Source organism: Ekhidna sp. (assembly GCF_039940915.1).
In the GTDB taxonomy this organism is placed as follows: Bacteria; Bacteroidota; Bacteroidia; order Cytophagales; family Cyclobacteriaceae; genus Ekhidna.
The window spans coordinates 124,457-137,642 of the sequence record NZ_JBDVFO010000001.1 but is presented as its reverse complement, the minus strand read 5'-3'; the positions used below and the strand labels follow the sequence as shown (position 1 = coordinate 137,642).

Annotated in this window: 10 protein-coding genes; 5 read left to right on the top strand and 5 right to left on the bottom strand. The window is 42.5% G+C overall.

Annotated elements, in window-relative coordinates; translation table 11 throughout:
* Positions 1 to 4 precede the first annotated feature (4 nt).
* The gene (locus ABJF57_RS00615) at positions 5 to 1,051 is read left to right on the top strand and encodes a serine hydrolase domain-containing protein (protein ID WP_462235491.1); all 1,047 of its coding nucleotides are present in this window, start codon (positions 5 to 7) and stop codon (positions 1,049 to 1,051) included.
* Between the two features lie 2 nt (positions 1,052 to 1,053).
* Here the strand turns inward: ABJF57_RS00615 and ABJF57_RS00610 are convergent, their stop codons facing one another.
* The 4 genes from ABJF57_RS00610 to ABJF57_RS00595 all read right to left on the bottom strand — a co-directional run bounded on the left by ABJF57_RS00610 (position 1,054) and on the right by ABJF57_RS00595 (position 6,630).
* Positions 1,054 to 3,105, bottom strand: a complete 2,052-nt coding sequence (locus ABJF57_RS00610) for a DUF5050 domain-containing protein (RefSeq protein WP_462235492.1) — start codon at positions 3,103 to 3,105, stop codon at positions 1,054 to 1,056.
* Positions 3,106 to 3,236: 131 nt separating this feature from the next.
* Positions 3,237 to 4,679: an FISUMP domain-containing protein gene (locus ABJF57_RS00605; RefSeq protein ID WP_462235494.1), complete on the bottom strand. Its 1,443-nt coding sequence runs from the start codon at positions 4,677 to 4,679 to the stop codon at positions 3,237 to 3,239.
* 212 nt (positions 4,680 to 4,891) lie between these two features.
* Positions 4,892 to 5,434 carry a hypothetical protein gene (locus ABJF57_RS00600; RefSeq protein WP_462235496.1) on the bottom strand — a complete coding sequence of 181 codons (543 nt, stop codon included), beginning with the start codon at positions 5,432 to 5,434 and terminating at the stop codon, positions 4,892 to 4,894.
* A 164-nt stretch (positions 5,435 to 5,598) separates the two neighbouring features.
* Complete coding sequence (locus tag ABJF57_RS00595) at positions 5,599 to 6,630, bottom strand: bestrophin family protein (protein ID WP_462235498.1); 1,032 nt, start codon at positions 6,628 to 6,630, stop codon at positions 5,599 to 5,601.
* Positions 6,631 to 6,793: 163 nt separating this feature from the next.
* Between ABJF57_RS00595 and ABJF57_RS00590 the strand changes: the two genes are divergently transcribed.
* The 4 genes from ABJF57_RS00590 (at position 6,794) to ABJF57_RS00575 (ending at position 12,696) form a co-directional block, all read left to right on the top strand.
* Positions 6,794 to 7,135, top strand: coding sequence for a PadR family transcriptional regulator (locus ABJF57_RS00590; RefSeq protein ID WP_462235499.1), 342 nt, complete (start codon positions 6,794 to 6,796; stop codon positions 7,133 to 7,135).
* The gene (locus ABJF57_RS00585; RefSeq protein WP_462235501.1) at positions 7,128 to 9,779 is read left to right on the top strand and encodes an FtsX-like permease family protein; all 2,652 of its coding nucleotides are present in this window, start codon (positions 7,128 to 7,130) and stop codon (positions 9,777 to 9,779) included. Before ABJF57_RS00590 ends, ABJF57_RS00585 begins: the two co-directional genes overlap by 8 nt.
* Positions 9,780 to 9,877: 98 nt before the next feature.
* The gene (locus ABJF57_RS00580; RefSeq protein ID WP_462235503.1) at positions 9,878 to 11,011 is read left to right on the top strand and encodes an MBL fold metallo-hydrolase; all 1,134 of its coding nucleotides are present in this window, start codon (positions 9,878 to 9,880) and stop codon (positions 11,009 to 11,011) included.
* 41 nt (positions 11,012 to 11,052) lie between these two features.
* Positions 11,053 to 12,696 carry a hypothetical protein gene (locus ABJF57_RS00575; protein WP_462235505.1) on the top strand — a complete coding sequence of 548 codons (1,644 nt, stop codon included), beginning with the start codon at positions 11,053 to 11,055 and terminating at the stop codon, positions 12,694 to 12,696.
* Here the strand turns inward: ABJF57_RS00575 and ABJF57_RS00570 are convergent.
* Positions 12,693 to 13,133 carry a hypothetical protein gene (locus tag ABJF57_RS00570; RefSeq protein WP_462235507.1) on the bottom strand — a complete coding sequence of 147 codons (441 nt, stop codon included), beginning with the start codon at positions 13,131 to 13,133 and terminating at the stop codon, positions 12,693 to 12,695. The two genes, ABJF57_RS00575 and ABJF57_RS00570, sit on opposite strands and share 4 nt — an antisense overlap.
* Positions 13,134 to 13,186: the final 53 nt, after the last annotated feature.

The window sequence follows — 13,186 nt, the reverse complement described above, 5'->3', positions numbered from 1 at the left end:
AACGATGGAGATCAAGCGGATGCATGGAGCGCAAAATACCAAAGTGGTTTTTTTGCTAGTTATTGGACTTGGTTTTTTTCAGGGATGTGGGCAGGAGCGGTCAGAATTGACCGCTCCATCCAGCCTGGAGGAGGTATTTGAAATCGCGGATGAAGCAGACAATATTCGCAGCTTTATCCTCATGAGAGAAGGTGAAATATTGAAAGAAAAATATTACGCTTCGTATAAACGAGACAGTCTCGACCACCTCCGGTCGGCCACCAAAAGTGTGATGGCAAACCTGATTGGAATTGCTATCGATCAGCAATTCATTGGAAGTGTGGATGATCCCATTGCAGACTACATCCAAGTGCCAGCAGATAAAAAAGGGGTACTAATTAAGCACCTGCTGGGGATGACGAGTGGTTTTAGATGGGACGAAGGTGCTGGCTACAACGATAACAACAGAATGGTAAAATCTGGCAATCCTTTCCAGTTTATGATGGACCTGCCGATGACGAATGAGCCCGGAGTTCAATGGAATTACAGTACAGGGGACATTCATTTATTGTCAGCGATTCTCACGGAAGCGACAGGTATGAGTACAGAGACTTTTGCTAAGAAAAATTTGTTTGATCCGTTAGCAATAACGAATTGGGAGTGGCAAAAATTTGGAGACGGCTATTATTCTGGCGGTTCCAGACTACAGATGAAACCAAGAGATTTATTGAAACTTGGAAAACTCATGGCAGATCAAGGGGAATACAATGGTCAGCAAGTTCATTCCTTAGAGATGCAGGACTTACTCACAGGTGTGCATACGGTCTTTGAAGATACTGTGGGAACCAAAGCTGGATATGGATATGGCTGGTGGACCGCCAGCATAGGTGACGACCGCATTTTCATGGCAAGTGGATATGGCGGGCAAACCATCATCGTTGCTCCAGATGTAAAGATGGTGCTTGTGACCACCTTCAACTGGCGAGTAGGTTCCGATCTGGCACTCAAACAGCAGCAGCTCGGACAAGATATGGGTAAGATGGCCTGGCTGTGGATGCGAGAAAATGACTAGCATCAATTCACCTGCTCCTCCAGCAACATGATGTCTGCATCGTGAACATCAATTTGAGCGAAGAGCAGGTGTTGTTGATCAGGCGATAGGCTCAATGTAATTCCCATGCGCGGAATTCTCTTGAGTGGCTGATAGACAACAGCGGACTTACCAGAAGTAAAATCATGGATTTCGAATCTTTTGGTGTTTGAGTTTAGGTAATAAACACCAGCATCTGCAACAGCATAAGCTCCCCAATGCATTGGGTGAAAAGATGCTATCAGTAGTTTTTCAGTAGAATCGGCAAGGTCAAATTGCCAAAGTCCCTGCTCTTCTTTTTTTACATAATAGATTTTCTTCCGATGATACTGCGGAGCATAACCAGATTCAATAATTGTACTTCTGCGTTTGGTATCAAGATTTAATTGTTCGATTTTCCACTGGCGGTCATCATTCGAGCTAAAATAAACTGCGCCATTTTCACTTGCGAAAGGCGTATGCTCATCGATAGCAGAGGATGTGAGGTTGACCGGAATACCTCCTTTTGAATTCACCATGAAAACATCGCTTTGTCCATCGATAAATCCTTGAAAAAAAATGGATTTACCATCGCTAGACCAGGATGGTGAGGTCAGGTAGGAGCCAATAAATTGAGTGATTGGAACCTGATTATTACCATCAGCATTGGCTACCCAAACTTCATAAGTTGTCCCTTTTTTCATCGTAAAGCACACCTTTGATCCATCCGGTGAAAAGACGGGGTTGAGGTTGAGCTCACTGCTGCCGTACCACATACTGGCGGTCTGACTACTGATGTCAAATTGCCAAATATTGACATTGTCTTTCATTTTCGCATAAATGTGCCGTCCCGTCTTGGCAACTCTTGGCATGACCATCTGATAGTCACCGGCACGTATGACAGTCGATTTTTGGGTAGTGACGTTTACATTCCACAACTTATACAATCCAGACTGATCACTTCCATAGACAAGATGAGTGCCATCCTTAGACCAGTCAAATCCATTGATTGATTGAGGGGTTGTGGTGAGTTGTGTAAGCATGCCTGTTGCTAAATCTTTTAGGTACAAGTACATGCTTGAAGGATTCTTTTCTCTGATAAAAGCGATCTGCTTGTTGTCTGGCGAGAATCGCGGATTGAGGTCACCGGTATAGCCTGTTTCACATGCTGATAGCATTTCCATAGCTCCGGTTTTCAGGGAAACTCTGCTGATACTCAAAGCGAGGTGTTTGTCATCTCTTTGATTGAATAGCATCCATTCTCCATCATCCGAAATGTCAAAGTCCCCGCGACTATGCACAGGGGCACTTGCTATTCGAACCTCATTCCCACCGACGATCGCTTGTTTATAAATACTGGCGCCACCTTCTTCATAGCGAATGAAATACAGGAAGTTTCCATCTTTCGACCACACGGGCCTTAGTTCGGCGGCTGTGCTCTGAGTCATTCTCAATGCTGTCTGAGAGCCAATGGGCTGTATGTAAATGTCCCAGTTGCCCTCTTCTCTATTGGATGAAAAAGCTACGAGTCTTCCATCAGGGGAAATGGATGGCCAGTATTCTGTTGCGTTGGAGTTGGCAATAGGTACTGGCTCGTAAGTAAGCAGCGGTGGCTCGGGGCTAAATGCTTCAAGCAAAACAAAGGCGCCAAAACTGAAAATGAGCAAAATCCCCAAAATCAAAACAGTGGGCTTTCGAGGTAGTTGGAGCGTAAAAAATGCAATGGGCGTCTGCTTGGATACTCTTTTTGTTGGGGTGAGTAACCGATAACCGGTTTTACTTATGGTCTCAATGTAAGTGGGGTTAGAAGGGTCATCTGCAAGCACTTTCCGCAAGGACGATATGGCACGGGTAAAGACATTTTCGGTCACCACAACATCTGACCATATCGCATCTTTCAGTTCTTTTTTAGTAACAATTTCGCCCGATTTCTTCGCCAGTAGATTGAGCACTTCCATGAGTTGAGGTTCAACCTTTTTCACCTCATCTTTTTTAGATATTCGATTGAGCGAAGGTTCGACCAACCATTCCCCTACATGATATGCCTGTGAAGCCATATACTAATATACGGATGACGAAATAAGAAAAGCCGACATTCAATGCCAGATGCCCTGAAAGTTTTGTGAAGAAAAAGTGAGTGCTGAGTTTTTCACAAAGCACAAGCGGATGCTTGCGCTATTTGGGGAGGTTAATCCTTTATGCACCTGCATGGTGCTCCAAGATTTAAGTTGCCTTGTGTACCTAGATCAGCTTCTACCATGAAGTTTTGTATTCTGAACGTCCGGCTAAGACCTGTATCAGTTGTATCAGACGACCACCAAAAAGTAGTTACTTTTTTGAAATCGAAGTATGGTTCTGTGATCGTTCTTATCCCACTACCTAAGCCATTGAATCCACTTGAGTTATTCGTTTCTGGGTCATTTCCTGGAACTCCTTCTATGTGTGGATAAGAATCCCAGTAGGACTTTGAAGCAATTGCTTTACCGAGCTTATTCCCACTTGTACTTCCATCATAATTATGCCCATTTTCAATTAAGTATGATATTAGAGTAGCAAATTCATTCATACTTGGAACATGCCATCCTTTCGGGCATATATTTCGCTCATCCAAGGCTACATAATGGGTGTATAACTTACCATAAGTCGCAACGCTATTGTCGTCTCCATTATAAGACCACTGATATTGAGGTGAGTCTTCCATTGAAATATCAAGGTCAATTGGGTCTGTTGTCCCAATCTCATCACCATTTTGATATTTAGTGGCTCGGAGGTTCTCTGCCATCCAGGTTTGAGTGCCGATCTGAACGATTTGGTATGATTGGCCATCTCTTGCGTCAACCAATACATTTCCATCACTGGGCGTCAATTCAATATTCATAGGAATTGATTTGTAATGAGATAAACTGTCACGACTAAACAGGTAGTTAAATGTGTTATATCCGTCACTTTCAATTGTTATTTGATAATCAGTATAGCCATCTTTGATGACTATAGAATTATTTGCTATGGCTGAAATTTCTTTAGTGAAACTGTAATCATCCGCTGTTACTGTCAAAGCCCCGCTAAGCAATTTTTGTAAATCCCCTTGTTCTGAAACAGCAAGTAAAAACTGAAACAGGTTCACTTCCGATAAAATAAATCCCGCCAATCCGAAATCTTCCAGGGATAAAAACTCACTGGAAATCACTTCTACAGATATGGCCGTGATTTCGTTTGCGACAACCGTAAACTGGATGGGTAGTGGATGGGTAACATTTTGAGCTTGTTCAGATCCTTCTAGAGGCGCAATGTGTGTGATGTTATCATCATCATCCAACACGAAGAACTCCGCCACTTGATATTCCCCTAGGTTCATCGTTATTTTTTCACTTATAAACTCATCATTTACATTGTAGAGCTCAAGTTTTTCTAAGGTGTAATCTGTTGGTGTTCCATCTAGGTTTTCAATGGTTACAAGGATGGCTTCAGCATTTTCAAGCGTATTTTGAGATATTCTTCCAGACGACCTGCTTGCAATAGACTGCAAACTGAACGCAACTCCGTTTGTATTAGAGGCTGAGTCATCTGCTGAGCATGAGGCAAGAAAAAGAATGGCGATTGGAAGTAGTAGTGATGATATTTTAAAATTCATATAATTTCTTCGAATAATGATATGTGTAAATATATTAAACTATAAGGTGGGATATGTAGTGTGGGAAGCTAAAATTTAGTTTAATGTGTGCCTCCGGACTTTGTTTATATCTTCTAAGCTAGCGGATTTGCACTGCACTTTCAAGTAACTCCTTAGAGGCTTGCACTATATTATATCGTCTGTTAGATGTATTTTAAGAAGTTCTGGTTATCCTAGAACATATAGGTTCGTAAATATCCAAGCGTAATCAAAGCAGAATGAATTATTAGAAAGAGATGAATCCAAATCATTTTAGGAGACTTGATAATTAACAAAGTGTTAATCAGCAGAACAAATGCTCCAATAGTATATGGACTCATCTTTACATCGGATAAGACAGATATTTCATAAACCATAAACACAGTCCAGGGAATGAATATTTTTTTCCTATGTTCAATTAGGTATTCTTTCAGATTTTTTCTGTTATGTTCATTGGGGAACATTTGGTAGGTCATGAAAGTAAACAGCGAAGGAGGAACTACAACAACCAAAAGAAACATTAAAGGGTTTGTAACATCTTCATAATGCTCTGAGTGTCTGTTTGCCCAGTACACATTTACTATGAGTAAGAACACATTTATTGTTACTATGATATACTCCCAATAAATGGCAGTGGTTTTGATATTTGCCATTTCGGACCACTTGATCAAAATTCTACTAATGATCAGTCCGTAAAGAATGGATTCAAACGCCAAAAAATATTCCTCTACTGCCATTCACTCAAGTGTTTCGATCATGAAGTTCATTACATCTAACTATCTATACAAACACTACAAACCCGTGCAAATCTTTATTTCTGAGCACGGCATGATGTTTAAATGGAAAATTAAAGGATTTGACAATTATTTGGTCAGTGATTAGGGACATCCTTAGAATAAGCTCACATCAACACCCCATTCTTCACTTCTATCGGCTTAGGTATTTCTTTTTCTCCGATCATCTCCAATAAGTCAATTTCAATCGTTCGACAAAGCGATAGCATGGGTATGTCGTTTCCCAGCCCTTCAAATGGGTTTTCGGAGTAGTCACCCACGAGTTCCATCATCAAGTATACCCAGCCGATCAAAACAGTAAATGGCACCGACAGCCAGGCACCAAATTCTCCCAATTTGGCAAATTCAGAAACCATCCCAAAAGGCAATAGAAAAATGAAAATGCCAACAAAAATTAAACTCATACTTCCATACTGACGTGGGAGCGGAAATTTCTTGATACGCTCACATTTCCCTTGATGATCATAAAAGCTGTTGAGTACTTGCTGCAGCTCCATGTGTCTGAAATCATCTATTAAATCTTTTTTGCGAAGTTCGAGCAAGTCTTGACTTTGCTCATCAATGATTTGAGTTGCTGTATTCTGAAACTGAATGAGACGATCATATTCATCTTTTGGCAAGTATTTCTCCAGCTCCTTTTGGGTGATTCCTCCATCTTCGTGAAGACCAATGCCCCAACGTTTCATGCGTTGCTTGGCGGTTCTACTTACGTGTTTGCCAACATTCACATGTTCCCACTGTGTGGGTATGAGTAGTTGATTTCGTAAGGTATACAACCAGGCAATGTGACGATAAATGAGTTTTTCTCTCCATTTTTTAATCTCAGTTTCTGGTGCATCCTTAAATACGTCAGAGATGTATCCACGCACATTGGTACCCCAGGAGCGGCTACTGTTTACGATGGCGCCCCAGATTTTTCTAGCTTCCCAGAGCCGATCGTACGCACTGTTGTTTTTAAATCCAACATAGAAAGCTACCGCAGTGCCTATCACTGAAAGGGGCAGCCAGGGGATAGACCAGGAAAAAGGCGTGTATTCATAAATGAGCGTCATGACCATGCTCCAGACTGTAAGCCAGATAATGTGGCTACCAGAGAATCTTATGATGCTGGTTAGACCGAAATTTTTGTTTACATACATACTCCCAATTTATGCATAAATCAGTTTTGCTAATGGGCATAGTTACAAGAAAGCTCGTCGATCATTGATCATCAGCATTTGCTTATAAAAAAGTATTAGTTACTAAATACCAGAACATATATTTAATTCCGCCGTATATTAGTTCTGAAATTTAGGAACTAATATGATAGAAACGAAGCTTGGTGAGTTTGAAGAAGTAATCTTACTCATAGTAGGGATACTAAAAACAGAAGCCTACGCGTACCGAATTACGGAAGAATTTAAAGCCCAATCCGGCCGGAAGTCATCCATAGGATCGGTGCACTCTACTTTGGAACGTTTAGTAGAAAAGAAATTTCTTTCTTCTGAAATGGGAGAACCCACCACAGAAAGAGGAGGCCGACGAAAGAGGATTTATTCCATTACCGCTGAAGGCCAGCAAGCACTGCAGACCTCTCGTGATTTCAGAATATCCCTTTGGAACCAGCTTCCCAATCTTTCCTTAGATCAGTTGAGTTTTGAATAAGAAGAAACACAATCCACCCAAGCTCGCTGAAAAGCTTTTGAGGAGGCTTTTAAGATCCTCTTTCAAAGAAGAGGTACTCGGTGATCTGAAAGAAGATTTCTTCAGAGTGCTTGATGAAAAATCCCATTGGGCAGCACGTCGAACATATTGGTATCAAACATTCAATTACCTCAGGCCATTCGCATTAAAAAAGGCGATGCGATTAAATCAACTGACCATGCTCAAACATTACATCAAAATATCGTGGAGAACAATCGTAAGAAATAAGGCATTTTCGGCAATAGAAATTGGTGGGTTTGCTGTGGGGATAGCAGCATGCATACTGATTTCGCTGTATGTCAGCGATCAAGTTGGATATGATAAGCACTATACAAATAAGGATAGAATTTATCGACTGGTGAATCAATGGTCTGATGAAGGTGAGGTGGGACGCTGGAGCAACGTGCATGGTCCTTTGAAAGAGGTGTTGGAAGATAATATTCCAGAGATGGAACTGGTGGCACGGACAGTCCTTTGGGGTTGGGGAGATGGCGGAGCAAATAATATTCGAAAATCAGAAGCTCCATACAATCACTATGAAGAGGGATTCTTTTATGCAGACCCTGAGCTATTGGAAATTCTGGAAATATCGCTGATCTATGGGAGAAGAGAAACCGCACTTTCTGAACCAAACAGCATGGTCATCTCAAAAAGCAAAGCTGACGTGTTCTATCCAAATGAAGATCCAGTTGGACGTTTAATGGTACTCAATGACAATCCGGAGAGCACGTATGTGATTGGAGGTGTCATGGAAGATTTTTCTTCAAATTCACACCTTCAGGGAGATTTCATTTTAACACTGGAAGGACGAAAAACGGGTCCGGGAACAAGTGGCTGGTGCTGTACGAATTACAACATGTACACAAGATTACTGCCTCATGTGAATAAGGAAGAAGTGGAAAGTAAAACAGCTGCTCTCAGAAACACCTATGTGTTGGATCAACTCAGGGAGCAAGGAGAATCAGGCATCGAGGAGATGGCTAAATATCAATCGTATTACTTACAATCCGTTGAAGACATTTATCTCAATCCGGAAGAAGTGTATGATGATTTATCACATGGCTCGCAAGATCTGGTATGGATTTTTGGATGCATTGCCGGCATCATTTTGCTCCTCGGTTGCATCAATTTTGTAAACCTTGCTACGGCTAAATCCACTAAACGAGCCAAAGAAATTGGACTTAGAAAGGTAGTAGGATCCTTTCGGTCAAACTTGATTTATCAATACCTCGCCGAGTCCTGTGTCTATTGCCTGATGGCCATAGTTGTGGGTTTGGGGCTCGCATGGATTGCTTTGCCTTTTTTCAACCAGTTAGCAGGAATTTCCGCAAATCTGCCTTGGCTGAGTAGTTGGTTTATTCCATTGTTGCTCCTGATGGCGTTGATGATCGGGATACTTTCGGGCATTTATCCGGCATTCTATCTTTCAAAATTCAAGCCGGTGGAGGTTTTGAAAGGACAGACCGTAAAAGGAAGCAGAGCTTCTTTCCTGCGCAGTGCAATGGTCGTATTCCAATTTACCGCTACGGTCATTCTGATAGTAGGGGCTTTGGTTACCCATCAACAATTTCAATTGATCATGAATAAATCGCTGGGATACAGCAAAGATCAGGTAATCAATGTAATGGGGCTGGAAGCAATGAGCAAAAGTGAAAGAGCGTCCTTTAAGCAAGAACTCAAGCAGCTCTCAGTCGTGGAAAACGCGACCTTGTCCGATTATTTGCCTGTACAAGGAGGTGCCATTCAAAATCGGGGCTATTGGATAGCAAGTCGCAGGCAACTAGACAATGGCCTTGAGGCAGCAAGGTGGGTAGTGGACGAAGATTACCTTCAGACAATGGAGATGGAGATAACCCAAGGAAGGGGGTTTCGTCAAGGGACAATCGATGCTGAATCCATCATTATCAATGAGCAAATGGCAGAGCTGCTCGGCTTGGAGGAGCCTTTGGGGACAGTCATGGTGGATATGTTCGATGAAACATACACCGTAGTTGGAGTGGTCAAAGACTTTTACTTTGAGTCGATTTTAGACGTAATCGAACCTTTGGTGATGGTGAAAGGGGAGGGTGTTTCAACACTTTCTGCACGAATTAATGCGGACGATATGAGCTCGGCGATGGAAGAAATTGGTGCCGTTTGGGAAAGTTTCAATGAACATCAAGCCTTGCGTTTTTCTTTCATGGACCAACGGTTTGAGAGAATGTATGATGACATGAATCGAGCAAAAATGATTTTCATCATATTCGCTGTTTTGTCTGTTTTAGTTGCATGTCTAGGACTCTTTGCCCTGTCCATTTACATGATTGATCAGAGAGGCAAGGAGATGAGCGTTCGCAAAGTTTTAGGTGCGAGTATGGGAAGAGTTTTTACGCTGCTAACTTTTGATTTTGTCAAGCTGGTGATCATTTCTATTGCCATCGCTGTTCCAATATCCTGGTATTTAATGGATATTTTTCTGGAAGACATGGTGAATAGAATAGAACTATCATGGACCACTTTCGCCGTATCAGGAGCGATGGCAATTGTTATTGCATTGGGAACCATCAGTCTGGAATCTGTGAAAGCAGCCCTGGCTAATCCCATTAAAAAATTGAGGTCGGAGTAATGCGTTAATCATACGGCTGAATCACTTCTGACTTAGGGTGAGTATATCATTGAGGTCAGTAGTAGTGCGATGATTAATATTTTAAATTGCGAAGCACTATGAAAATTTTCAAGCGATTTATGCTAGTAGTATTCACCATTATCCTTTTGATCGTTGTATCCGTCATTGTGTTTTTCAGAACCGCTCCCCAAATTGGAGGTAAGGCGTCTGGTCAACGATTAGCTCGCATGCAGGAAGCTCCTAATTTTTCAGAAGGAAAATTTCAAAATACAGTGGAGACAAAAATGGAAATGACGGGAGAATCCCTTCGTAAGACCCTGTCACATTACCTTTTTGCTGACAAAACGCAAAAGAACCCACAAGAAACTATTCAAGTTAAACCTTTCGATGCGATAGCTTTTGCACACATTCCGGATGATAGCATTGCCTTCACCTGGTTTGGACATTCTACGATACTCATGCGTATCAATGGGGTAACCATTCTTGCCGACCCGGTCATTGAAGGAGCGCGTGCTTCCATGTTTTCATTCTTGGGACCTAAGCGTTTCGAATATTCAAAGCAGATGAGTGTTGATGACCTTCCGGAAATAGATGCTGTGATCCTTTCGCATGATCATTATGACCACCTGGATTATCCCACCATTAAGGCGTTGAATGAGAAGGTTGATCGCTTTTTCTTGCCGTTGGGTGTCGGAGCACACTTTGAGGCATGGGGAGTTCCGACAGAGCACATAACCGAACTCAATTGGTGGGAAGAAGTCCAATTAAAAGATTTAACGCTTGCATTTACACCGACACGTCATTTTTCCGGCCGAGGATTTGGAGATCGATTCAGTACCCTTTGGGGTTCTTGGGCGATCATTGGCACCAATAAACGTCTTTATTTCAGTGGCGACAGTGGATATTTTCCCGGATTTACGGAGATCGGAGAAAAGTACGGACCATTCGACCTGACTTTTATGGAATGCGGAGCCTACAACGAAGGCTGGAGTGAGATTCACATGTTTCCGGAAGAAACGGCACAAGCTCATTTAGATGTAAAAGGAAAACTCTTGATGCCGATTCACTGGGGGAAATTCGACTTGAGTTTACATCCCTGGAAAGAGTCTGTTAGACGCTTAGCCAGTAAAGCTTCAGAAGAAAACATTTCGCTATTCACCCCGGAGGTAGGACAAATGATTTCTTTGTCCGATAGCAGCAACCTTGACCAGTGGTGGGAGGGCTACAAATAAAACTCATGTGCTAACTTTAGGGAAAACCTAACGATTGACCCATGAAGAGAGTTCTCTACAGCCTCCTGACTATTTCCATCCTTTGCTCAGCTTGTACCTCAGGCAATTCCAACCTTGACTCCAAAACAGATCCCATTGAAAAAGTAGCTGCTTCATATGAAGACCTTGTCTCGCTTTTCTCAGAGTGGCGTGCATTTGAGAATCCGCCGCTGTTGAATGGTGCTCCTGACTATACCAAAGGAACATTTGAATCACGGCAGCCAGCATTCGAATCACTTCAGAAGCGGCTTTTGACCATGGACACTACCGACTGGACAGTTCCACAGCAAATAGACTGGAAAATTGTATGGGCAGAGATGAATGGATATGATTTCAATCTACGAATACTGAAACCGTGGGAACGCGACCCGGCATTTTATAAATCTTTTTGGACCTATCGAAGCGATGTGCCAGCGCATGAAGGACCGACACATCATGGCACGACAGAAATCTGGCAATACGACTTCCCTCTGGATGAAGCGTCAAAGGATAAGTTACTAGCTGATTTAGCCATTATTCCGGTGTTGAATGAACAAGCGAAAACAAACCTGACCGGCAATGCCAGGGACTTATGGATAACCGGAATTCGAACAATTAGCTTTCAAAGCGAGGCTTTGGAGGCGCTGAAAAATGCTGATGAAATTGGAGGTGATCAAGAGTTGATTGAAGCAATAGAATCAGCCAAAACCTCTACAGATGAATTCGTAGGTTGGCTGGAAGCGCAGGTCGGTTCCAAAAACGGCCCCTCTGGAATTGGGAAAGAAAATTATAGTTGGTACTTGCAGCATGTACATTTGGTGCCGCTTACTTGGGAAGACGAAGTGATGATTTTGAAGCGAGAGCTGGCGCGTGCATGGTCGGCACTAAAGCTAGAAGAGCACAGAAATAGGGCTTTACCTCAACTCGAATCTGTAGAGTCAGTAGAGGCCTATGACGCATTGGCTGATCAGGCGGCTTCCAGCTTGGTTCAATTTCTTGATCAGCAGGAAATTGTCACAGTGAAGGACTACTTCGAGCCGGCATTGCGCGAGCACTTAGGGTCATTCGTGCCTAAGGAAACACGAAACTTCTTTGCCATTACAGCTCATCATGATCCGAGACCGTTGTTTTCGCACTTCTATCATTGGTTTGAGTTGGCACGCATGGATATTGAACCGAATAGCAGCCCGATACGAAAAGGTCCTCTGCTTTACAATATTTTTGATAGCAGAAATGAAGGAACGGCTACTGCAGTAGAGGAAATGTTTATGGATGCCGGACTGTACGATGGCAACCCGCGTGTTCGCGAGATTGTCTACATCATGATCGCCCAACGAGCAGCTAGAGGTCTGGGCTCCTTGTATGCACATGCCAATGAGATGACGATGGAGGAAGCCGGACAGATTCACTCTGAGTATACCCCAAGGGGATGGATGAAAACGGAGAAAGAGTTGCTCATTTTCGAGCAACACCTATATCTGAGGCAGCCAGGATATGGCACCAGCTACATCACTGGCAAGTATTTGTTGGAAGATGCGATGATGGCCTATGCCCATAAAAAAGAAAAGCAGAACAATTCGTTTGTCCTGCTTGAATTCTTTGATGCGTTGAATGCCATTGGAAATATACCGATAGCACTAGCTAAGGAAGAAATGATAGGAGATTAAGCGTTTTCTTTCTCTTCTTCTTTCGTTTCAACTTCTTCCGCTTGGTTTTCAACCACAGCTTCTTCGGAAGTTTCTTCTTCAACAACCTCAACCTCAATTGGGTGTCGGGTGACGGTTAGTTTAAACTGCTTGTCCATCTTAAACTCGAACATCGCCTCTTCCATTAGTTCATAAGCGGTATTTGATTTTAGAAGTATTTCTAAAAGATCCTGAGCTACCACAGACATTTTGATGTTGTTCTGAGCTCTTCGCTTGTATGCTTCAAGAGTAAATGAATGACCACCACGCTCTTTTGGATTGAGATCACGAAATTCGTGCGCAATGAATTGATACTCTTGAGGAGCTTCAGAAGCGTCTCTCATGAGTTTGACAAGTACTGGTTTGTACTTATTCCAAAGAAGTACGTAAAGGCTATGATTGACAGGATATGAAGGCATGGTTATTCTTTTTTAAAGTTTCGTTTCAGACCTATTTATTAATGGTCACAAGT